The sequence below is a fragment of the Kitasatospora sp. NPDC056138 genome, assembly GCF_042264695.1.
GTDB lineage: Bacteria > Actinomycetota > Actinomycetes > Streptomycetales > Streptomycetaceae > Kitasatospora.
This window is the reverse complement of record NZ_JBHJVK010000044.1, coordinates 24839-46997: the sequence shown is the minus strand read 5'-3', so window position 1 is coordinate 46997 and position 22159 is coordinate 24839. Positions and strand designations below refer to the sequence as shown.

Here is a 22159-nt window from a genome sequence, read left to right as displayed (position 1 = left end):
GTGCTGCGAGGATGTCGCCATGGAGCAGACGCTGAGTGGGCGGGAAGCCTCGGGCGCGGTCAGCGACCTGGGATGGCGTTTCCTGTTGGGCACGGTACGGACGTCGGTACCGGTCGGGTCGCTGGCCCAGGGAGTCGAGATGGCGACGAGCGTGGTGGGGGTGTGCGGTGACTTCGCCGATCAGCACCTTCGGGTTGATCTGAGACCCGGGCGGGTCGTCCTGACTCTCCAGTCGCTCGACCGTGCCGCGGTGACCACGCGCGATGTCGACCTCGCGCGTCGGATCTCCGGCGTCGTGCGCGAGGCCGGGTTGCGGACGGAGCCCGAGATCAGCGTGGAGGCGCCACGATCGGTCCAACTCCTGGAGATCGCGATCGACGCACTCGACATCGCGGCGATCCGGCCGTTCTGGAAGGCCGTGCTGGGTTACGCCGATGAGGCGGGCGCCGACGCTCCCGAGGATCCGCTCGTCGACCTGGTCGGACAGGGCCCGGCGATCTGGTTCCAGCAGATGGACCGGGTGCGCACGGAACGCAATCGCATCCACTTCGATGTCTGCGTTCCGCATGACGAGGCACCCCGGCGGGTGGAGGCCGCGCTGGCTGCCGGTGGCCGGCTGGTGTCCGCGATGCGCGCGCCGGCCTTCTGGGTACTCGCGGACATCGAGGGAAACGAGGCCTGCGTGACCACCTGGCAGGGCCGGGACGGCGAGAGCACACTCTGAACGTGCCGGCCACAGCCGCTCGTTGAGGACGGCCGTGGCGGTCGTCGGACCGGCGGTTCTGCGGCATCGGCACCCGCACCCGCCTCCACCAGGACGCTGCGATCGACTCCGGCGGTCGGTACCTGGCCGGCGAGGCGTTCCCGACCACGCCCGCGCCCTGGAACGGGATGCGGCGACCAGCAGGGACCGGCTCGTAGACCGGATGGCCGTTCCGGCATGCGATGAGCGGTCGTTCAGGGTGGTATCGAAGGCACGATCCGTTCTGTGATCGATTCGCCCGGAGTTCCGGGTCCGACCCGCTCCGGGAGCGGCGACCGGCCCCTTGCCGTCACCGATCCGCGGCTCTGATGGAGGCAGTCACATGTGGCCTCGCCCTTCCTCGGTCTGGCTCGCCGCCGGCCTGACACTCACCACGGTGTCCGTACCCGACGGAGCCGGCCCGTCCCAGGCGGCCGCACGATCGGAACGGCCACCGGCACCGCCGTCCGCAGACGCACCGCGCCGACCGGCGGCACCGCGTGCCGGTACCGGCCAACCGCTGCGGGAACCGCCGGAGTTGGTGAGCCACAACGGTGTGCTGAGAGCGCGGATCGTCGTCGAGAGGCGGAAGGTGGCGGTGGGTGATCGCGAGCTGTACGCGCTGACCTACAACGGCCTCTACATGCCGCCCACCCTGCGGATCCGGCCGGGCGACCGGGTGGAGCTGGCCATGACGAACCAGGTGAGCGAGAACACCAACGTCCACGTCCACGGGCTCCACGTGTCGCCCAAGAGCCCGTCCGACGACATCTTCATCGCCATCAAGCCGGGCGAGACCTACCACTACTCCTACCGGATCCCGCGCAACGTCACACCGGGGACCTACTGGTACCACTCCCACGCCGACATGCGCTCCGCCCCGCAGGTGGCGGGCGGCGAGTCGGGCGTCATCGTCGTCGACGGGCTGGAGCAGTACCTGCCCCGCTCGCTGCGCCACATCAGGGAACGGGTCATCGCGCTCAAGGACGACCAGGTCGAGGGCGACTCGATCAAGACCGAGAACCTGAGCATCGGAGCGTCCACCAACCGCACCGTCAACGGCCAGCAGAACCCGGTCATCAGCATCCGGCCGGGAGAGACCCAACTGTGGCGGCTGGCCAACATCGGCGCCAACATCTACTACAAGCTCAACCTGCCGGGCGTGAAGTTCCACGTGATCGCGCAGGACGGCTACCCCGTGAAGCGGGTCCACTCGGCGGATTCCCTGGTCATCCCCGCCGGCGCGCGGTTCGACGTGCTGGTGCAGGGCGGTGCGCCCGGCAGCACCCAGTTGCAGACGCTCGCCTACGACACCGGACCGGCCGGGAACCAGTTCCCACAGGTGAACCTGGCGACCGTGGTCAGCGGGGGCACGCCGGTGCGTCCGGCCCGACTGCCCGAGCGCTTCGCGCCGAACGAGGATCTCAGCCACGCCGACATCGCCGCGCGCCACGACATCGTCTACACGGAGAACGCCGCGGGCACCGAGTTCTACATCAACGGCAAGCAGTTCGACCCGAACCGGGTGGACATCACCTCAGGACTGAACACCGTCGAGGAGTGGAACATCGTCAACAACACCGGCGAGGAGCACTCCTTCCACCTGCACACCAACCACTTCCAGCTGATGAGCGTCAACGGCACTCCCGCGGAGCCCGGTCACAGCTGGTACGAGACCATCAACGTCCCGGCCAGGGGAAGCGCCGTCCTGCGGATCCGCTTCGCCGACCTCACCGGCAGGACCGTCTTCCACTGCCACCTCCTCAACCACGAGGACAAGGGCATGATGGGCGTCCTCGACATCGTCCCCGGTGCCTCGAAGGCGCGGAAACACTGAGCTTGGCGTTTATCCCCGCTGCGCCTTGTGTTCCTTGATCGATTCGGCGCGTTTGACCGTCTTGCCGACGTTGTGGCGTCTGGCCCGGTGCTTGCTCTTCGCGCCTGCGGGCCGTCCCGGGCCTGGTCGGGAGGGTTTCGGTGCGGCTGCCGGGCGGGCCGGCCGTTGTCGCGCGGATGTTGCGAAACCCCCGCCGCACTCGGGCGGGGGTGAGGCGCCGGGGAACGATGGCGCGCTCCAGGGGCGGCGGAGGTCTTCGGCGAAGGGCCGGGCCAGGCGGAGCTGGGTGTGGGCGGCGATGATGAGCCTGCCCGGCGATGTCGCCCGGCGCCTGTACGAGGCCATCGACGCCGAAGCCAGCCAGGCCGAGCAGGAAGCGATCCTCGCCGACGCCCTCGGCGAGCACTACTTCCGGCACAACGGCACCCGTGCCCGCGGCCTCGACGCCGAGGTGAACGACGTCGAATGGATAGACATCGAGCTGTGACCACCTCCCGGCGGCCCCTGCGTCGCTGAGAAAATGTGACTGAGCGCTTCGGTTGGCGAGTGAGTGCTTTAGTTGGCGGGCTGGACCTTCGGCATCGATTGCGACTGCTGTGACTCAGCAGGCTAACTGTCGTGTCAGCACGACATCTGTCGTCCAGGGCGGGCTATGACCCAAAATGATCCGGCGCCCGTCGCCAGGTCCTGGTAGAACCGGGTCCGGTGGCACTTGGGCCACGAGGCTCTGGGGGCGGCATGTCGGGACCGGCAGTTGGACTGTGGCTCTTCGAACCCCGCGGGTTCGCGGACATCCTGGCCGATGCGGTCCCGTGGTTGGAGACCTTCTGCGACCCGGTGGAGACCAAGGCCAGCGGCGACGTGGATTTCTGGGTGCGAGACGGTTCGGCCCTGGGCCTGCGGGCCTTCGATCCTGCCGACGTCGGCGTGTTCTTCTTGTCAGAGGACGAGGAGATGCCTGCCGAGGACGAGGACTACTCAGCTTTCTCGCAGCCACCGGTACAGGGACTGGTAGTCGGTGCCGGCTGCTCGGGCTCGGTGAACCACGTGCTGCTCGGCCACCTGGCGCTCGCTCTCGCCCGCCGTCTCGATGCGCTGGTCGACTTCGACGGCCTCCTGAGCAGCCACCCCGCCGCAGGCGACGACACGGGGAACGAGGCGGTGCTGGCCCGGGCGAGGGTACTGGCGTCGGCCCTCCCGGGAAGGCTCACGGAGGTTTCCTGTGACACCGGAGGCGGAGGGCGGTGGCTTCGGCATGTCGGCGACGTGGAATGCCTGCAGGCCTGGCTGCAGCACCCCGATTTCCACTTGATCAAGTAGCGCCTCGGCTCGGAGTTGCCGACAGCTTGCTTGCTGAACGATCATCAGCCGTCAGATACCTCGCTGATTCACCGACAGTTGCCGTGCTGACCTGGCGAGAGAGTCGCACGTCAAGTAGCACTGTCAGCGACAAGTAGCGTGCTGGGTCACAACTGCTGTGCCAGGACACGCTGGTTGGCACCTGGACACGGCTTCTGGTACCGCGTGCGACAGCGTGCGTCCGCACGGACGATTGCCGCAGGCCGGCGTCCCGGACCCGGTGGCAGGGGCGCTGTCCATGGGGCCGGTGGTGACAAGAACCGCGTCCCGTCGGTGCCAACAAGCCTGTCCCGCTCAACATGGAGCACCAGGTCGTCGGCGTTGTTCGGTGCCAATCAGCGCGTCCCGGCACAACTGCGAGTCAGTCGGCGTACTCGGTCAGGGCTGCACCGAGGAGGGTGAAGCACCGCGAGGCGCCAGGGTTCACCACGAGCCGGATCGAAACCGGCGACCGGGTTTCACGGGGATCGAAATCCTCCGCGCGTGACACTGTGATGCAGGTCACGGCAGGCGCAGAACCTGTGCGCAGCATCGGGCGTCTGGCTGGTGTGAGATCACGCAGGAGAGCACTGGACGAGTTGGACGAGGAGCGCCTCGTCCGGCCGGTGGCCAGAGGTGACCGCGGGGCGTTCGAGGAGTTGTACCGGCGCACGTCGCCGTGGCTGGCGGTGCGGTTGCGCCGCCGCTGCGCGGACGAGCAGATCGTCGCCGACGTCATGCAGGAGACCTATCTGGCGGTGTGGCGCGCGGCCGGCGCGTTCGCCGGGAGTGCGGTCGGTGGGATGGCCGTCGGGTGGCTGTGGACGATCGCGGCGCGCCGCCTGGTCGATGCGTTCCGGCGCCGTGCCCGCCACGCCGAACCGCCGGTGGCCGCCGCCGAGCGGGCGGTGGTGCCCGCGGCGGAGGAGAAGGCGCTCGCCGGGACGGTCGGCGGCGACGTCGGCGACGCCCTGGGGCGACTGGCGCCGGAACTCCGAGCGGTACTGCAGGCCGCGGTGCTCGACGGGCTGTCCGTCCGGGAGACCGTCGTCCTGCTCAGACTGCCCGAAGGCACGGTCAAGACCCGTGCCCGCCGGGCCCGGATCGCGATGAGGGAGGCGCTGGCATGAGCGGGGAACACGCGTCGAGGCGGTTGATCGACGACTACGCACGGGGTGACGCGACGATGGCCGCGGACACGCTCTGGGCGCTGGAGGCCCATCTGGAGACGTGCGCGCCGTGCCGGAGCCTCCTGGCGGGCTCCGTGTCCACCGGGGCGCCGGACATCGCCGCGCTCCTCGACACCGTCCGGGCCGGTCTGGAACCGCAGCTGGACGCGGCCGTCAGGGCTTCCTCACTGCGACGGCGCCCGAGGTGGCTGTCGGCCTGGATGACGCCGGTGATGGCCCCGTGGCTGGCCATGACCGGCGTCGTCACCTTGACGGCGCTGCCCGGGCTCCTGCTGGGTGGGTGGCTGACCGGGACCATGACGGCCGCGCAGTGGCTGCTGCCCTCTCTGGCCTTCACCGCAACAGCCCTGGCGCTCGGCAGCGTGGTCGGCGTGAGTCGTGCCGCCACCGGGCTGGCGGCCGCGTGGGGCGTCGTCGGCGTGGTCCCCGCGTGGGCCGTCGGCCACGTCCCCCTCGCCCTGCAACTCCTCCTGCAGCCGGACCGGCTGCCCGTGTGGGGGCTGCTCCTCGCGCTCGGAACCGCAGGCGTGATCGCCCGCAGGAACGCGTACTCGACGTTGTGAAGCCTTCCTCGACCCTTGAAAGGGACCACCGCATGACACCCGTGACGAGCGCGGCTGACACCGCGCCGAAGACCTACGCCTGGGAGATCCGGGCCGAGGGCCTGAGAGTGCGCGTCGGACGGAAGAAGACGGCCGTCGACGGGCTCGACCTGTCCCTGGGCATCGGCGCCCACGGCCTCCTCGGGCCCAACGGGGCCGGGAAGACCACCCTGATCCGGGCGCTGGCGACCGTGCTGCGCCCCACCGAGGGCGAACTGGAGATGCTCGGCACCTCCATGAGCGCGCTGGGCGACCTGCGGGCCCTGCGCCGCCAAATCGGCTACCTGCCGCAGGAGTTCGGCTACTACAAGCGCTTCACGGTGCGCGAGTTCGTCGAGTACATGGCCTGGTTGAAGGAGGTTCCGAAGGCGGACGTCCCCGCGGCCGTCCAGCGGGCCGTGGAACGGGTCGGCCTGGCGGACCGCGCCGACCACCAGATGAAGACCCTGTCCGGCGGCATGGTGCGGCGGGCCGGCATCGCCCAGGCCATCGTCAACGACCCTGCGGTCCTGCTGCTGGACGAGCCGACGGCCGGCCTGGACCCGGCGCAGCGACTGCGCTTCCGCGAGCTGCTGCAGGAACTGGGCCGCGACACCTGCGTGGTCGTCTCCACCCACCTGGTCGAGGACGTCGCGGCCGCCTGCTCCGACGTGGTGCTCTTCGCCGACGGCCGCCTCGTCTTCCAGGGCACGCCGGACGACCTGGCCGCGGCGGGCGGCCCCGAGCACCCGGGCGACAGCCCCCTGGAACGCGGCTACTCGGCGCTGCTCCGCAACTCCGGCCGGCAGGGAGGCACCTGGTGAACGGGCGTGTCCTGCGCATCGAGCTGAAGCGCTCCGTAGCCCCGTGGCCCGGCGTCGTCGTCCTGGGCGGCAGCCTGGCGGTCCTCCTACTGATCGACGGGCTCTGGTGGAAGGGCACTGCGGGGTGGACGGCCCAGTGGACCTCCATGGCCCTGTGGACCCGCTACCTGCTGGGCTTCTGGTGGCCGCTCGTGGTGGGCCTGGGGGCGGTGTACGGGCTGCGCGACTCCCGCTCGCTGATGGCCGAACTGCTGACGACCACGCCGCTGCCGGCCTGGCGCCGTGCGGCGCTGCCGGCCGGCGCGACGGCACTCGTGCTGGCGTCCGGCTTCGGCCTCCTCGTCCTGGTGGGTGGAGTCCAGGTGGCCCTCGGCGCCACCGCCTACACGAGTCTCGGCTGGCTGCCGATCTCGCTGGTGGCGGCGCTGTCCCTCGTCGCGGGGGCCGTGTTCGGCATGGGCGTCGCGCGGGCCGTGCCCTCCGTGCTCACCCCGCCGGCCCTGACGGTGCTCCTCTTGCTGACGGCCCTCCTCCTGCGGGAGAGCAATGAGGGGGCACTGCCGTCGAGCAGCGCGCCGAACCGGCTCGCCCTGCTGTTCCCGGTGACCGCGGAGCCGCGGGAGATGCTGCTGACCCTGTCCGGCTCCGTGCACCTTGGCCAGACGCTCTGGCTGCTCGGCATGCTCGCCACCGGCTTCGCACTGCTGTCGGCCGCCACCCGCCGGGCCCGACTGCTCGCGGTGGCCCCCGTCCTGGCCGGCGCGGCCCTGGCCCTGCTGATCCTCCCGGCCGCTGCGCGCGACACCTACGTCATCGACAAGGCCGCCGCCACCCTGGTCTGCGACGGACCGGTGTGCGTGACGCAGGCGAACCGCTCACACCTGCCCGAACTCGCGCCGCGTGGCAAGGACGCGCTGCGCGTGCTGCACGACGCCCTGGGCGACAAGGCGCCGAACTCGGTGCGGGAGGACACCGAGCTGCGCGCGCTCGGCGACGAACGCCAACTCTCCGGCGACGCGGTGCTGGTCGACTTCGACGACCCGCTGATCGCCCATGCGACGGGGGCGGAACTGACCCGTCTCCTGGTCGCCCAGGGCCTGGCACCGAACTGCGCAGCGCGCACCACTTGGGAGGGCGGGGGGCAGGTCGACATCCCCGTACAGAGCATCGCCGCGAGCTGGGCCCTAGGCGATCACCAGTTCGAACCGCTGCGGAGGCCGGACTCCTACGCGTACTCGCAGCGCACATGGGCGGACGCCGACACCGCCTGGCAGCGGCTGATGGCGCTGTCACCGGCCGAGCAGCGGTCGCGGATCGCCGAGGTGCATGCCGCCGCCCTCTCCTGCACGGGGTACAACGAGCTTTCGGTGCTGGCGGGGATGGCGTCGCGATGAGGTGGCTGATGCTGTACGCGCGGTCACGACAGGCGCCCACCTCGGCCGCCGCGGTCACGCTCATCGCACTGGCAGTGTGGGCCTTCAACCGGGGCGACGGCACGGATGCGGTGGATGCGATCAATCCGATCGCCTTCTTCGTGCTCGCCGCGAGCGTGGCGGCCGGCTCCGTCGGGCTCGGCGGGCAGGATCTCGCACTGGACCGGACGGCCGCGATCCGGTGGGCGCCTCGCCGGGCGGCGCACACGCTGCTGATCGGCGCGGTCGCCGGTGCGGCGCTGCTGGCGGTCCAGGCGATGGGGCCGAAGTTCGCCCCCACCGAGGTCGTCGTCCGGGACAGCGCGGGCCTGGTCGGCCTGGCCGCGCTTGGGGCGGTGCTGTGCGGGGCGCACCTCGCCTGGACCCTTCCGATCGGCTGGCTCGCGTTCACCGTCCTCGTCCCGCCGCTGCCGCCCAACACCGCGGGGAAGGCGGTCGGCTGGATGACCTTTCCCCCCGGCACGGAGGCATCCACCTGGACCGCGGTGGCCCTGCTGGTGACCGGCACCATGCTCTACGCCGCAGCAGGACCGAGACGGTAACGAACACGCCCCGCGCTGAGCGCTTCAGTTGGCGAAGCTCGCCAACTGAAGCGCTCAGTGTGCGACCACGAAAAAGGTGACTGAGCACTTCGCTGGGCGGATGCGCACCTGAAATGGCGAGCTGAGCTGCGGAGTCGGCGGCCAGCTGGTTGCCGCGCGAGGGCACGCACCTGCTTTCATGCGGAGTAGTTGTCTGACCACGGTTCGTCACGGGAAGGTCCAGGCGGGTCGGCAGCGGAGTCGGCCCGTGAGGAGGCGCCATGCCCGAGACCACGCCCAACTCAAAAGGCCCCGCCAAGATGCAGATGTCACCCGAGCAGATGGCAAGCATCGGGCTGACTCCCACCCCCGAGGCAACGCCACGCGAGACCGACGTGATCGCGCCGATTACTGTCCGATCAGTCCCGCTGGGCCTCACGGGGCGGCGGCTGTCCCTCGCGGTGGGACTGGCGGTGGGTGATGCGCCTGGTCATGAGGGTGATCGCGGCCCAGGTGATCAGCGACTCCGAGTGCTGGATTAGGCGTTCGTAGTCGCCGGTCACCCGCGCGGCGACCTCTTCGTCCTGGGCGAGCGTGTGGATCGCGCTGACCTTCTCCTGCGGCGTGATCGGCTTCACGACCTGCTGGCCGACCCGCCGCTTCGCCTCGTCCGGTGTCCACCGCGCCTTGCCCGGCGGAGGAGTGAGGATCGCGGCGAACCGCTCCTCGTCCACCGCTATGGACGCCAGGATGCGGTGCACGGTGAAGGACATTCCCGCCTGCCGGTGTTCCTTCGGCCATTTCGAGGCCGTCCACCTGGTGTCCCGCACCATCGAGTACGACACCCCGATGTCCTCGGCGAGACGGAACAGCGAATCCTTGACCGTGAACAGTTCCTCACCTCGCTCCTGGCCGCCGTGCTCACGCATCGGTTCGATCTCCAGCGCGGCATCCCCGACCGTGAACTGTGCGCGGCTGACCGACTCCACCAGCTTCCGCAGCTCGGCAACGATCTCCGTATACCGCTCGAGGCTGACGCTGCCGACCTTGTCGGCCTTCTCGATCTCCTCGGCATGGCTCAACCACCAACCCACGGGCCGGGCACGGCATTTGGCCGCGACGGGACACGGCCCGCTTCCGCGCAGCAGAGTCGAGCCGTAAATCGGCGGATCACAACAATGGGCCGTCGGATGATGAGAGTTGACCGCTCTCGATCGACTCGGCCGTTCGCGTTGTGGTCACTGTGACCGTTCGCCGAACGATTCCTTCCGGGCCTTCCAGGCCCTCATCACGCACCGCCGCGAGCAGTAGACGGCGTTCGAACGCCGATCCACCCCGGCCACCCAACGCTCGCCGCACTCCGGGCACTCGGCCCGGCCGGCGTCGCTGAGTTCGGCCGCCACCCGCTTCCGCAACTGGCAGTCAACCAGCCACCGCCTGGCACGACACGCCGTCGAGCAGAACATGGCACCGGGCCGCGCTGCTGGCCTCAGCCGGGCACCGCAGCCCCTGCGGATCCGCTTCGCCGACCTCACCGGCAGGACCGTCTTCCACTACCACCTCCTCAACCACGAGGACGAGGGCATGATGGGCGTCCTCGACATCGTCCCCGGTGCCTCGAAGGCGCGGAAACACTGAACGCGCCCGCACTGGACGCACCGGCTGTGCCGCCGCACCGGTCGCGCCGGCTGCCGGCCTCAGGCCGAGCGGGTGCCGCTCCCGGCGGGCAGCGGATCGCGTACGGGCTGCCGCCGGCCGACGGGAGGGAGGGCGACCCGCACCGGCCGGCGGCACGGGGTCATTCGGAGTCGACCGGATCGCTGGGCGAGCCGTCCTTGATGCCGAGCTTCGCCTCGGCGGTCGTCCAGTCGGTGGCGATGGCCTGCTGGGCGGCGGCGAGGGTGACCTTCCCCTTGCAGATCGCGGTGTGCAAGTGGGTCTCGACCGAGTCCTTCGGGTTGTTCGGCCCCTTGCCCGGCACGTGCCCCGGCGACGGCGGCTCCACCCACAGGTTGCGCGGGTCGTTCGGATCGCCGCCCAGCTGGAGACTGATCAGGTGGTCGTACTCACCGTCGCCCATCGGGCCCGTGTAGCCGTACGACTGCGCGTTGGCCGCCTTCTCCTTGCCGGTGATGTTCGCCGGCGGCCGGATCGCCGAGGTGTATCCACCCGTCTTGCAGATCGTTCCGCCGATGTTGGCCTGGGTGACGGCCGGACTTGTCGCACCAGGCGTGCAGTTCACGTCCGGCAGCGGCTGCTTGTCCGCCGTGTACCGGTAGTGGCACGTCCCCGCGGCCGGCTGTGCGGCGACGGTGTAGGTGCTCTGGGGGCCGGCCCCGGTCGGGATCGTCCCGGCAGCAGCGCCCGAAGCGGCGGTCTGCGTCGGAACCGGCTTGGTGTGACCGCCGCCGGACTTTGCCTGGTGCCCCGTCGACGACGAGCACCCGACGGCGGTTGCGGCCAGCAGCAGAGCTGCTGCGGCCATGGCTGTACGGGCCGGGTGGTGCACGGGTTCCTCCCAAGACATGGTCTGAGTGCTTATCAGACCGGCTCGGAGATTCTGCCAGACGCGTTGTCCCCCACGAGTGTCAGGATGCCCGCGGACGGGCACCGGTCGGGCACTCCGGCCGTTCGAGGTCCAGGCCGAGCGCGGCGGCGGCGTTCACCGGTGCGGCGGCCGCGATGCCGTGGCCGGCGATGCCGAGCGGGAGGTGCAACCGCTCCTCGCGGGCACCCTCGTCACGACACGGCAGCCGGGCGCCGGGCGTCGCGCTCCTCGTAGTGGGAGGGCCGCAGTCGGCCGGTCAGCGCGAGGAAGGCGACGAAGGTGCCGGTGACGACCCAGCCGGGCCAGCCGGCCAGACCCATGGTCAGCGGGTCCAGGGTGGCGTCGGGGTCGGCGAACTCCTTGAGCGTCGCCACGCCCAGGGTGCTCGCGAAGGCGTGCCCGAACACGGCCGGCACGACCGAACCCGAACGCAGGCGCAGCCAGGTGAAGACCGGCAGGACGAGCACGCAGCTGACCGTGAGCGCGGGCACCGCCACGTACCAGGGCCTGCCCGGGTACTGTCCGCCCATCAGGAGCGTGGGCAGGTGCCAGAGCGCGAACGCCCCACCGGTGAGCACGTACGCCCGGACCAGGCCGGCCGTGCCGCCGGCGCGCAGCAGACGGGGGAAGAGGAACCCCTGCCAGCCGAGTTCCTCGCCGAAGAACAGCGGCAGCGAGACCAGCATCCCGACCAGGCCCTGGACCGCCCATCCGGTGACCCCGCCCGCCGTCAGCGCGTCGAGCCCGGCGAAGGGGTAGCTGCCCGCGAGGGTGCCGAGGGCGATCACCGCTGCGGTGAGGGCGGCGAGGACGCCGACCGGCAGCAGGCAGGCCGACACGGCGCGGGTCAGGGGCCGGGGCAGGCGCAGCGCGAGGGCGTCCCGCACCCGTGTGCCGTCGCGCTCGACGAAGCGTACGACGAGGACCGCGGCGAGGGCCGGGGCGAACATCGCGGCTGCGATGCAGGCCTGTTCGAGCGCTCCCGGATCCTCCCGGGCGTCGCCGCGCTGGAACCCCCCGGCGAGCAGCGGGGACATGGCCGCCCACATGCCCGCGTAGGCGAGGCCGAGGTAGACGAGGAGCGCGCGTCGCCGGGCGGCGGGCGGCGCGGGGGGTCGTAACGATGTCGAGAGTGCCATGCCGCAGACGGTACGGACCCGAAGGAGCGCCGGAGAATCCGGCCAACCCCCGCACCGGGGTGGGGATTTCCCCCTGTCGAATCCTGCCGCCCCGCTCGCCCCTGGATCCGGTCCACGGCCCGCCCGGGCCCGCCGCCCGGACACCGCTGACCGGGCCCGCCGCCCGGCCTCCCCGTACGGCGCGGTGCGCCGCTGGGCGGGCCGGGACCGGTGGTGCCGCGCCCGGCCCGATGTGCTGCGGCGACAGCTGTGACCTCGTCGGATGCCCTGTGGGCGACGGGATTTCCAGGCCGTGGCGGCAGCCCCGGAGGCGGGCGTCGTGCTCGCGTCACCTGCTCCTATGATCGTCAGACTGCGAAGCGAACAGTCGAGGGGAAGCCATGGCGATCGAACTACCCAGTGAGGTGGAATCGTTCCTGCAGTTCATCGGAGTGAACTGGCCTGCAGTGAACGAGGACAAGGTCCGCGAGTTCGCCTCGCACGTGCGGGAGTTCGGTACCAATATCGAATCGGCGCACCAGGGTTCGACGGCCACCATCAAGGGGCTCGGCGAGGCCTATCAGGGTGCGTCGTACGAGGCGCTGCTGACCAAGTGGTCGCAGATGTCGGACGGTCACATGAACGACCTGATCGAGGCGTGCCATGTGGTGGCGACGGCATTGGACGTCGCCGCCGACGTGATCGTGGCGATGAAGGTCGAGGCGATCGCCGAGCTGGTGGCGATGGCGGTGGCCTTCGCGGCGGACCAGGCCGCGGCGGTGGTGACGTTCGGTCTGGCGGAGGCGGCGCTGGCCCTGATCATCGAGGGGGCGAAGAAGCTCGTCAACTTCCTTGAGCAGCAGTTGGAGCAGTACATCATCGGCAAGGTGATCGAGGCCGCGATCAATCCGCTGGTGGAGGTGGTGGGCAAGGCGGTGAGCGGTCTGGTGTTCCAGGCCGCCGAGGGGGCCCTGGGCGTGTCCGGCGGCGGAGCGGGGGGTTCGGGGTTCCGGATCGATCCGGCTGCGCTGGAGGCGCACGCGCAGACGATGCACGAGCACGCGGAGACAGTGGCCGCCCACGCCGAAACGTTCCGTTCCAACCTCGCAGGGGTGAGCTTCGCATGACCAACCAGGTGACGAAGGCGCTGGAGCACGGCGCCGAGAAGTTGGGCAAGACGCTCGGCGAGGACGCCGGCCAGGCGGTCAAGAAGCTCTACAGCTCGGCCGGGAACAACCTGAGGAAGGTCGCCAAGAACACCGCCGAGACCGACGCCCATCACGCGGGCGAGCTCAAAAAGATCATGTCGGGGAACAAGCCGGGGCCCTCCGCGCCCCGCGGCGGTGGTGGCGGTGGCCGGGGAGGCCGAGGCGGCGGCCGCGGCGGTCGGGGTGGCGGCGGCGGAGGCAACGGTGAGCCCCGCGGCGGAGGCAGCGGAGGCGGCCGTGGCGGTCGAGGCGGAGGCCGGGGCGGCCGTGGCGGCGGGGGCCCCAAGCCCCCGAACCTGCGGAACGAACGGCCCCCGCGCGAGACCGCCCAGCCGATCACCGGCCGGGAGCTGCGCAGTGACCCCGTCGACGTCGCCTCCGGCGAGATGGTGCTCGCCCAGGAGGACGTCACGCTGGACGGCGCGCTGCCGCTGGTGCTCTCCCGGACCCACATCTCCTCCTACCGGGTGGGCGGCTGGTTCGGTCCCTCCTGGGCCTCCACCCTCGACCAGCGGGTCGAAATCGACGCCGAGGGAGTCCTGTTCGCGGGTGAGGACGGCATCGTGCTGCACTACCCGCTGCCCGACCCGGACGAGCCCGTGTTCGCCCTGGAGGGGCCGCGCCACCTGCTGGAGCGGGACCCGGAGGGCGGCACCGCACTGCGGATCAGCGACTCCGGCTCCGGGGTCACCCGGCACTTCGACCTGCTGCCCGGTGCGCAGCCCGACGCCTCGGGCGTGCTGACCCTGCCGCTGGTCGCCCTCACCGACCGCAACGGCAACCGGATCGACTTCCTGCGCTCCGACCACGGCGCACCGGTCGAGGTGCGCCACTCCGGCGGCTACCGGATCGCGGTGGACACCGACGACGAGCGCATCACCGGACTCCACCTGCTCGGCGCGGGTTCCGAGTACGGGCCGGAGGCCGACGCGCTGCCGCTGGTCGGCTTCGACTACGACGGCAACGGCAACCTCTCCGAGATCATCGACTCGGCCGGGCGGCGGAAGCGTTTCACCTACGACGAGCAGTCCCGGATCACCACCTGGACCGACAGCAACCAGCGCCGCTACCGCTACCTGTACGACCGCGCCGGCCGGTGCGTGCAGACCCGTGGCGACGGGGGCTACCTGGACGCGGTGTTCGCCTACGACCCGGAGGGGCGGACCACCACCGTCACCGACTCGCTGGGCAACGCCACCGTCTACCGGTTCAACGAGCTCGGCCAGACCGTCTCGGAGACGGACGCGCTGGGGAACACCCTCCACCGGTCCTGGGACCAGTACGACCGGCCGCTCGGCCGGACCGACGCACTGGGCCGCACGGTGCTCATGGAGTACGACGTCGACGGCAACCCGGCCGCCTGCACCCGGGCGGACGGCAGCAGGACCACCATCGTCCACAACGAGCTGCAGCTGCCGGTCCACTACGTCGGCCCCGACGGCGCCGCCTGGTCCTTCGACTACGACGACCGGGGCAACCGGACCGAGGCCACCGACCCCACCGGGGCGGTCACCCGCTACGGCTACGACGAGCTGGGCCACCTGGCCACCATCACCGACCCCTCGGGCGGCACCGCCCTCGTCCAGTGCGACGCCGCCGGGCTGACGGTCCGGATCTCCGACCCGACGGGCGGGACGGAGACCACCGTCCGCGACGCCTTCGGCCGTCCGGTCGCCGTCACCGACGCCGTCGGCGGGACCACGCACATGACCTGGACGGTCGATGGCCTGCCGCTCTCGCGCACCGGACCCGACGGCGCGGTCGAGCGCTGGGAGTGGGACGGCGAGGGCAATCTGCTGCGCCACACCGACCGCCTCGGCGCGGTGACGGTCAACACCTACACGTACTTCGGCCTGCCGGCCTCCCGCACCGACCCGGACGGCAACCGGTACACCTTCGAGTACGACACCGAGCTGCGGCTCACCCAGGTGACCAACCCCCAGGGCCTGACCTGGAACTACACCTACGACGGGGTCGGCAACCCGCTGTCGGAGACCGACTTCGACGGCCGCACCCGGCGGTACGAGCACGACGCCGTGGGGCAGATGACCGCACGGGTCACCGCGCTGGGCCACCGCATCGCCTACACCCGGGACGTCCTGGGCCGGGTGCTGTCCAAGGACGTCGCGGGAACGGTCACCAGCTACACCTTCGACCCGGCCGGCCGGCTGCTGTCCGCGCAGAGTCCCACCTCCCTCCTGGAACGCGAGTTCGGCACCGACGGCACCGCCGCCGAGACCGTCGACGGGCGCCGGCTGGCCATGCGGTACGACGCCCGGGGCCGCCGCATCAGCCGGCGCACCCCCACCGGGGTGGAGAGCGGCTGGGCCTACGACGACGCCGGGAACCCGCTGGGACTCGGCTTCGCCGACCGGATCCTGTCCTTCACCCGCGACGCGTCGGGCCGGGAGACCTCACGCCAGTGGGGCCCCGGGGTGACCCTGCGCCAGACCTGGGACGGGGCACGCCGGCTGACCTCCCAGCTGCTCCAGCTGGGAGGTGCGGACGAAACCGGCGGCCGCCTCGTCCAGCGCCGCGGCTACGGCTACCGCGCCGACGGCGGCCTCGTCGGCATCGACGACCACCTCGCGGGCCCGCGCGCCTTCACCCTGGACGCGGCCGGGCGGGTGACCGCCGTGAGCGGCAAGGGCTGGACCGAGTCCTACGCCTACGACGCCTCCGGCAACATCGTCGACGCCCACTGGCCCGGATCGGCCGCCACCACCGACGCCGTGGGTCCGCGCGCCTACCGCGGAACGGAGCTCACCCGCGCGGGCTCGGTGGACTACACGTACGACGGCGCGGGCCGGGTGGTGGTGCGTCGGGCCGCCGGTGGTCCCGAGGGCACCGGCGGCCTTGGGGCCTGGCGTTACACCTGGGACGTCGAGGACCGGCTGGTCGCCGTCACCACCCCGGACGGCCAACTCTGGCGCTACACCTACGATCCGCTCGGCCGGCGCACCGCGAAGCTGCGCGTCGCCGACGACGGGGTCACCGTGCTCGAACGCACCGACTTCACCTGGGACGGTTCCACCCTCTGCGAGCAGACCACCTACGCCCCCCACCTCCCCGGCCCGCACACCCTCACCTGGGAGCACGACGGCGACCGTCCGCTGGCCCAGGCGGAGACCATCGTCACCGGTGCCGACACCCCTCAGCGCGAGACCGACCGCCGGTTCTTCGCGATCGTGACCGACCTGGTGGGCACCCCCACCGAGCTGGTCGACCCGTCCGGCGCCGTCGCCTGGCGGGCGAGGACCACCCTGTGGGGCGCCACCACCTGGCCGGCGGGCAGCAGCACCTACACCCCGCTGCGCTTCCCGGGGCAGTACTTCGACCCCGAGACCCGCCTCCACTACAACGTCAACCGGTACTACGACCCGGCGACCGCCCGCTACACCTCTCCCGACCCGCTCGGTCTGGCGCCGTCCCCGAACCCGGCGAACTACGTCGTCAACCCGCACACCTGGATGGACCCGCTGGGCCTCGAGATGTGCGAAGTGGTCCGGGTGTACCGGAAGGAGAAGTGGGACTTCAGGGGCGGGAAGGACAAGAGCTACCGCGTCGAGGTCGACGAGCACGGCAACGTCACGATTCCCCGCCCCAACGACGGGAGCAAGGGCACGAACCTCTACGTGAACATGAGCGGAGACCGGGCCCACACCGACAACTACCAGGCCGACAGCAAGTTCGGTGGCCGTGTGCAGTCGTTCGAGGTGCCGAAGCGGTACGTGGACGAGATCCACGGCCAGGCCATCCCGCAGAGTCAGAAGAAGTGGGAGGAGATGACCGGGAAGCAGCTTCCCGAAGGCACCAACTGGAAGGACTACAAGAAGGACTACCCGGAGATTTCCGACCCCACCCAGGGCGACCACCTCTACGGAATTCCGGGCGGTCACCTGAAGCGCCTGGAGGACCAGATCATCCCGGGCAGCGGGACCACCGAGTCGTGGACTCCCAACGGATGGAAGGCCAAGGACCCGAAGGGCAACGAGCTCACCTGGCAGCAGCAGCAGGACCTGTGGAACACGGAGCGGGGCAAGTCGTAGCAGAATGCGGGGCTGGGGCCGGCGCGGGACGCGCCGGCCCGGCACGGCACAGGAGAGGCAGCAGGACATGGGCGAGGACGAGGAACTCCGGGGCGAAGCGGTCCTGGACGAGCAGGAGCAGGATCTCCTCGACGAGCGGGACCGGATCGGTGCCCGCCCGGAGGCGGACGCCGCCCCGCCCGGGCTCAGCTGCTTCGTGGTGGAGGTCGAGGGGTCGGTGCAGGACTACGCGGACCGGCTGCGTGCCGTCCTGGCGGCCGGCCTGGACGGCGCCGTCGCCCAGGCCGGGATCGATCCGCACCGCACTCCCCGCCGGGCCCCCGAGTGGTTCGCCGCGATCTGTGACGAGGACGGCGGGCGGGTCGCCCCCGACTTCGCCCGGCGCGGCAGTGAGCACTACGCCGCCGCAGGCCACGGCAGCGGCTGGTACCTGGACGGGTGGCTCGAGAGGTTCGATCCCGACGACGCGTTCCGGACGTGGTCGTGGTGGGACCTCACCCGGGCCGGCGATCACACGCTGTCCCTCTGGGTGAGCGCCGGGGGCGAGGACTTCTTCGCCTGCGACGAGCTGCGCTGGGCCGCCTACACCGCCGGAGCGGTCTCCGTCGCCGGCCCCACGCTCCTGGAGCTGGACGGCTGGCTGGCCGAGCCGTCGGTCTGACCGGTGGCCGGATCGGCCCGAAGTACCGGTGACCGCGCCCGCCCCGGCGGTGGGCGCGGCCACCGGCCGGTGCACACCGGCGGCACGGCGCGCGGACGACGGTCGGCCGGCCACCCGGACAGGCCGGCCACCTCGGGGCACCGACCACCGGAATCGGCATCCGGGCTTCCCGGCGGACTCCGGGTCACAGGTCCAGGCGGTTGAGGAGCTGTTCGGTCCAGACGGTCTTGCCCTGGTGGGTGTACCGGGTGCCCCACCGCTGGGTGAGCTGTGCGACCAGGAACAGGCCACGGCCTCCCTCGTCCGTGGTACGGGCGCGGCGCAGGTGGGGAGTGGTGGTGCTCGCGTCGGAGACCTCGCACATCAGGGTGCGGTCGACGATGAGCCGCAGCTCGATCGGTCCGCTGCTGTAGCGGTAGGCGTTGGTGACCAGTTCGGTGGCGATCAGCTCGGTGGTGAACGTCATTTCTTCCAGGCCCCAGGCGTTCAACTGCTTGGTGACGAAGCCCCTCGCCAGGGCGGCTGCCCGGGGTTCCGCGGCCAGCTGCCAGGTCGCGACCTGGTCGGCGGCGAGTGCCCTGGTCCGGGCCAGGAGCAGGGTGGTGTCGTCGGAGAGCGGAGGAGCCACCAGGGTGGTGATGGCAGCCGTGGCGGTCACCTCCAGCGAGCTGCGGCCGGTACTCAGCGTCCGGAGCAGCTGCGCGAGGTTGTGGTCGACGTTCCGGTCGCCCGCTTCGATGAGGCCGTCGGTGTAGAGGGCGAGCAGGCTGCCCTCGGCCAGGACCAGTTCCGCCGTCTCGAACGGCAGCCCGCCCAGGCCGAGTGGAGGACCGGCGGGGACGTCCACCAGGCTCGCGGCCCCTTCGGGCGTCACCACGATGGGCGGGGGGTGGCCGGCGCGGGCGAGGGAACAGCGTCTGGTCACCGGGTCGTAGACGGCGTAGAGGCAAGCGGCGCCGATCAGGTTCTCCTGCGGGAGGCCGGGGGCGGAGGTCGCTTCCTGCTCGTCGGCCAGACGGCTGACGAGGTCGTCCAGGTGGGTGAGGACTTCGTCCGGTTCGAGGTCGAGGTCGGCCAGGGTCTGGACGGCGGTGCGCAGGCGGCCCATGGTGGCGGCGGCATGGATGCCGTGGCCGACCACGTCGCCGACGATCAGGGCGACCCTGGCCCCGGACAGGGGGATGACGTCGAACCAGTCGCCGCCCACGCCGGTGACCGAACCGGCGGGCAGGTAGCGGTGCGCCACCTCGACCGCCGGGTGGCCGGGGAGTGTACTCGGCAGCATGCTGTGCTGCAGTGCGAGCGCCGCCTGGTGCTGCTGGGTGTAGCGGCGTGCGTTGTCGATGCAGACCGCCGCCCGGGCCGCGAACTCGACGGCCAGGGTGAGGTCGTCCGGATCGAAGAGCTCGGTCTGCCGCGTACGCCAGAGGCTGATCAGTCCGAGCACGACACCGCGCGCGACCAGCGGGACCACCATGAGGGAGCGGACGCCCAGCTCGCGCAGACGCTGGGACCACCTGGCATCGGCGAAGGTGGAGGAGAGGGAGGCTCCGAACTCGCGCTCGATGATGGGGCGCAACTCGGACAGGCACCGGGCCTGGGGGGTGTCCGGAGAGAACCGGATCGAGTCGCCGACCGGGAAGAGCAGCTGCTCCGCCTCCGGAGCCACCGTCATGGCGGCCACCCGGATGACCGGCCCGACGGCGAACTGGGCGGGCTCGCCGCCGCGGACCACGGATTCGAGCAGGTCCACGGTGATGCAGTCGGCCAGGCTGGGGACGGCGACCTTGGACAGCTCCCGGGCCGTCGTGGTCACGTTCAGGGTGGTGCCGATGCGGTCGCTGGCCTCGTTCAGCAGCGCCAGTCGGCGCTGGGCCCGGTGCCGCTCGGTGACGTCCTCGATCAGCTGCGCGACGCCCAGCACGGATCCGGCCGGGTCCTCCAGGCGGAACGCCGAGACGGCCACGAACCGCTCGTGGGACGGGTCCCGCCGGAGCCTGCACGGCTGCTCGGTGAAGATCATCGGATCACCGGTCTCCAGCACGCGCCTGAGTCTCGCTTCTATCGTGCGCGCGTCCTCGGCGACGAGGAAGTCGGCGATCCGGTGCCCTCGGGCGAACTCCGTGGACGGCAGGCCGCCGATACGGGCGATCGCCCGGTTGACCCGCAGGACGCGCAGGTCGGGGGAGTGACTGGCGAAGCCGATCGGGGACCGCCGGAACAGCCCGTCCAGGATCGCGCGGTCGGTCTCCCACTGGACCACCTCCTGCGCCGGCGCGCCGACCAGGAACCACTCGCAGCTCGGCCCGGCACGCGTCACGCACCGGGCGCGGACGCCCAGGAGCATCCGGCTGCCGTCCCGGTGACGGACGGGAAGCACGCCGAACCACCCGCTTCCCTGCCGACAGGCATCCGCCACCGCCGTGATCAACTCCGCGTCGCCCGGGTCGACGAGCAGCTCTGCCGCAGGCCGGCCGAGGACCTCCTCCGGCCGGTAGCCGAGCAGCTCGCGGGCCCGCTCGCTCCAGCCGGTCAGCCTGGCAGAGCGGTCCAGCACCGCTGTGGCTGCTCGACGCACCGCGAACGGATCGTTGGGGCTCTCCTCGAACGCGGTCACCGATTCTTTCATCTCGGCCGTCCTCAGTCCGGCATGCCGGTCCGCAGGCTCGCGAAAACGGCGGCTATGTCCAGCGTGGCGCGGTTATGGCCGGTGCGCCGCCCCGCCGGTCGGAAAGGGGGCCGAAAGGAGAACGTTCAACGGCCCGGCGGCACCGGCTCGCGCACGGCCACGCCCCCGTCGGACCGGGACGAGGGCCGACTCCTGGCGGGCACCCGGCCACGACGGGCCGGGGGAGTCGGCAAGTGGTGAGCGGACCGGACAGGCTCGGGCGCCCGCACCGACTCAGGCGCTGTGCGTCCGCGGCGGCTCACGGGTGGCCGGATATGTCCGGGCCGCTGTGGACGTCCGCCCACAGCGGCCCGGGGCGCCCCGGCAGTTCGGACGGTCGGCAGTTCGGACCGGTCGGCCGGCCGACCGGGAGCCGCTCTGTCACCGGACCGTGCTCCCTGAGCCGCGCTCGGTCGTTGGTCAGCGGGTGACGTCACCGGCGCGATCACAGGCCAAGGGGCACGCCGCCGAAGACAAGGCCCGCGAGGAACAGCACGATGCCGATCACCAGGAGCCGCAACAGGCCCTTGGCCAGGGCACCGACGAATCCGCAGACGACCGCGATCAGCAGGATGAGCAGGATGAGCACCACGGCGAACTCCGATATGCCCGGGGCGGTCGGGGAGGCGTCACCTGGCGGTGTTCTTCACCTTGTCGGCGGCCTGCCGGGTGCTGTCCTTCGCCGCACCCACCGCGTGCGTGGCGCCGTCCTTGGCCTTGCTCGCGGCCTCGCGGGCCATGGACGCGGCCTGCTCGGCGTGGCCCTCGGTCTCCATCTGCCGGTCCCCGGAGATCCGGCCGACCTTCTCCTTCGCCTTGCCCTTGGACTGCTTGGCCTTCTCGGACACCTTGCTCATCGTCACTCCCTTGGGGGGTTCACGCCGGGAACCGTTTCGCCCACCGGCTCAGCCGAGCCTGGTCGACCCGCCGGGACCACGCATCCCGTGTCGGCCGAAGGGACGACGAGCTACCCGTCAGGCCGGCTGGGTGACACACGCCGCACGGTGCCGCACAGGCCCTCGGTGCAGATGCCCCGCCGTCTGCTCGGAGTGCCGAACTGCGCCTCCGGGAGCGGTCGGCCGGCACCGGATAACCGAACTACCCTTTTGGGCTAGGGAGTTCATTCAGGTGGAACGCCGAGACGGACACGAACCGCTCGCGGAAAAGGTCCCGTGGGAGCCTTTGCGGCAGCTCGGTGAGGATCATCAGCGTGCCGGTCTCCAATACGCGTCCGAGCTCTCCTCCACCGTGGCCGCGTCCTCGGCGCCGAGGAAGTCGGCGAGGACGCTCCGGGAGCTCCGGGAGCTCCGAGAGGTGGACCGGGCTCGGCCGAGGGGCCGTACGGCAGGGCCGGACGAGTGGCAGTTGCACCGGGCGGGTTGCCACCGCGCGCGGGAGTGGCCCGGCCGCGCGAGGATCGGCTGAATGCACTCCCCGAACG

Annotated in this window: 19 protein-coding genes and 2 pseudogenes; 13 read left to right on the top strand and 8 right to left on the bottom strand. The window is 71.3% G+C overall.

The window, feature by feature from the left end:
* Positions 1 to 19: 19 nt before the first annotated feature.
* Positions 20 to 724: a VOC family protein gene (locus ACFC1R_RS24820; protein WP_375942079.1), complete on the top strand. Its 705-nt coding sequence runs from the start codon at positions 20 to 22 to the stop codon at positions 722 to 724.
* Positions 725 to 1340: 616 nt separating this feature from the next.
* Positions 1341 to 2579, top strand: coding sequence for a multicopper oxidase family protein (locus tag ACFC1R_RS24815; RefSeq protein WP_375942077.1), 1239 nt, complete (start codon positions 1341 to 1343; stop codon positions 2577 to 2579).
* Between the two features lie 9 nt (positions 2580 to 2588).
* On the opposite strand, the pseudogene ACFC1R_RS24810 reads toward ACFC1R_RS24815, so the two are convergent.
* Positions 2589 to 2885: pseudogene (locus tag ACFC1R_RS24810) on the bottom strand (transposase); the annotation flags it as partial.
* Here ACFC1R_RS24810 and ACFC1R_RS24805 point away from each other — a divergent pair.
* The 7 genes from ACFC1R_RS24805 to ACFC1R_RS24775 all read left to right on the top strand — a co-directional run bounded on the left by ACFC1R_RS24805 (position 2878) and on the right by ACFC1R_RS24775 (position 8487).
* On the top strand, positions 2878 to 3066 hold the full coding sequence (locus ACFC1R_RS24805) for a hypothetical protein (protein WP_375942075.1): 189 nt from the start codon (positions 2878 to 2880) through the stop codon (positions 3064 to 3066). The pseudogene ACFC1R_RS24810 and the gene ACFC1R_RS24805 overlap by 8 nt on opposite strands.
* 251 nt (positions 3067 to 3317) lie before the next feature.
* Positions 3318 to 3899 carry a DUF6368 family protein gene (locus tag ACFC1R_RS24800; RefSeq protein ID WP_375942073.1) on the top strand — a complete coding sequence of 194 codons (582 nt, stop codon included), beginning with the start codon at positions 3318 to 3320 and terminating at the stop codon, positions 3897 to 3899.
* Between the two features lie 644 nt (positions 3900 to 4543).
* Positions 4544 to 5047, top strand: a complete 504-nt coding sequence (locus tag ACFC1R_RS24795) for an RNA polymerase sigma factor (protein WP_375942121.1) — start codon at positions 4544 to 4546, stop codon at positions 5045 to 5047.
* Entirely contained in the window at positions 5044 to 5670 is a 627-nt protein-coding gene (locus tag ACFC1R_RS24790; RefSeq protein ID WP_375942071.1) for a zf-HC2 domain-containing protein, read from the top strand. The genes ACFC1R_RS24795 and ACFC1R_RS24790 overlap by 4 nt, the downstream gene beginning before the upstream one ends.
* Positions 5671 to 5702: 32 nt before the next feature.
* Complete coding sequence (locus ACFC1R_RS24785) at positions 5703 to 6512, top strand: ABC transporter ATP-binding protein (protein ID WP_375942069.1); 810 nt, start codon at positions 5703 to 5705, stop codon at positions 6510 to 6512.
* Positions 6509 to 7906, top strand: a complete 1398-nt coding sequence (locus ACFC1R_RS24780) for a hypothetical protein (protein ID WP_375942067.1) — start codon at positions 6509 to 6511, stop codon at positions 7904 to 7906. The genes ACFC1R_RS24785 and ACFC1R_RS24780 overlap by 4 nt, the downstream gene beginning before the upstream one ends.
* Positions 7903 to 8487 carry a hypothetical protein gene (locus ACFC1R_RS24775; protein ID WP_375942065.1) on the top strand — a complete coding sequence of 195 codons (585 nt, stop codon included), beginning with the start codon at positions 7903 to 7905 and terminating at the stop codon, positions 8485 to 8487. The genes ACFC1R_RS24780 and ACFC1R_RS24775 overlap by 4 nt, the downstream gene beginning before the upstream one ends.
* 455 nt (positions 8488 to 8942) lie before the next feature.
* Here ACFC1R_RS24775 and ACFC1R_RS24770 read toward each other — a convergent pair.
* Positions 8943 to 9530 (bottom strand): annotated as a pseudogene (locus ACFC1R_RS24770) (DUF6192 family protein); the annotation flags it as partial.
* Between the two features lie 400 nt (positions 9531 to 9930).
* On the opposite strand from ACFC1R_RS24770, the gene ACFC1R_RS24765 reads away from it, so the two are divergent.
* Positions 9931 to 10104, top strand: a complete 174-nt coding sequence (locus ACFC1R_RS24765; RefSeq protein ID WP_375942063.1) for a multicopper oxidase domain-containing protein — start codon at positions 9931 to 9933, stop codon at positions 10102 to 10104.
* Between the two features lie 160 nt (positions 10105 to 10264).
* Here the strand turns inward: ACFC1R_RS24765 and ACFC1R_RS24760 are convergent, their stop codons facing one another.
* The 3 genes from ACFC1R_RS24760 to ACFC1R_RS24750 all read right to left on the bottom strand — a co-directional run bounded on the left by ACFC1R_RS24760 (position 10265) and on the right by ACFC1R_RS24750 (position 12153).
* The gene (locus ACFC1R_RS24760; protein WP_375942061.1) at positions 10265 to 10993 is read right to left on the bottom strand and encodes a hypothetical protein; all 729 of its coding nucleotides are present in this window, start codon (positions 10991 to 10993) and stop codon (positions 10265 to 10267) included.
* Between the two features lie 61 nt (positions 10994 to 11054).
* Positions 11055 to 11183 (bottom strand): hypothetical protein, encoded by a 129-nt coding sequence (locus ACFC1R_RS24755; RefSeq protein ID WP_375942059.1) that lies wholly within the window; start codon positions 11181 to 11183, stop codon positions 11055 to 11057.
* A 22-nt stretch (positions 11184 to 11205) separates the two neighbouring features.
* Positions 11206 to 12153 carry a CPBP family intramembrane glutamic endopeptidase gene (locus tag ACFC1R_RS24750; protein ID WP_375942057.1) on the bottom strand — a complete coding sequence of 316 codons (948 nt, stop codon included), beginning with the start codon at positions 12151 to 12153 and terminating at the stop codon, positions 11206 to 11208.
* A gap of 380 nt (positions 12154 to 12533) precedes the next feature.
* Here ACFC1R_RS24750 and ACFC1R_RS24745 point away from each other — a divergent pair, with 380 nt between their 5' ends.
* The 3 genes from ACFC1R_RS24745 to ACFC1R_RS24735 all read left to right on the top strand — a co-directional run bounded on the left by ACFC1R_RS24745 (position 12534) and on the right by ACFC1R_RS24735 (position 18050).
* The gene (locus tag ACFC1R_RS24745) at positions 12534 to 13259 is read left to right on the top strand and encodes a WXG100 family type VII secretion target (RefSeq protein ID WP_375942055.1); all 726 of its coding nucleotides are present in this window, start codon (positions 12534 to 12536) and stop codon (positions 13257 to 13259) included.
* Positions 13256 to 17389, top strand: a complete 4134-nt coding sequence (locus ACFC1R_RS24740; protein ID WP_375942053.1) for a DUF6531 domain-containing protein — start codon at positions 13256 to 13258, stop codon at positions 17387 to 17389. Before ACFC1R_RS24745 ends, ACFC1R_RS24740 begins: the two co-directional genes overlap by 4 nt.
* 67 nt (positions 17390 to 17456) lie before the next feature.
* Positions 17457 to 18050: a hypothetical protein gene (locus ACFC1R_RS24735; RefSeq protein WP_375942051.1), complete on the top strand. Its 594-nt coding sequence runs from the start codon at positions 17457 to 17459 to the stop codon at positions 18048 to 18050.
* A gap of 184 nt (positions 18051 to 18234) precedes the next feature.
* Here ACFC1R_RS24735 and ACFC1R_RS24730 read toward each other — a convergent pair whose 3' ends face one another.
* From ACFC1R_RS24730 to ACFC1R_RS24720, 3 genes are all read right to left on the bottom strand, one after another.
* Complete coding sequence (locus tag ACFC1R_RS24730) at positions 18235 to 20679, bottom strand: SpoIIE family protein phosphatase (protein WP_375942049.1); 2445 nt, start codon at positions 20677 to 20679, stop codon at positions 18235 to 18237.
* A 484-nt stretch (positions 20680 to 21163) separates the two neighbouring features.
* The gene (locus ACFC1R_RS24725) at positions 21164 to 21310 is read right to left on the bottom strand and encodes a hypothetical protein (protein ID WP_375942047.1); all 147 of its coding nucleotides are present in this window, start codon (positions 21308 to 21310) and stop codon (positions 21164 to 21166) included.
* A 37-nt stretch (positions 21311 to 21347) separates the two neighbouring features.
* Positions 21348 to 21575 carry a CsbD family protein gene (locus ACFC1R_RS24720; RefSeq protein WP_375942045.1) on the bottom strand — a complete coding sequence of 76 codons (228 nt, stop codon included), beginning with the start codon at positions 21573 to 21575 and terminating at the stop codon, positions 21348 to 21350.
* Positions 21576 to 22159 lie beyond the last annotated feature (584 nt).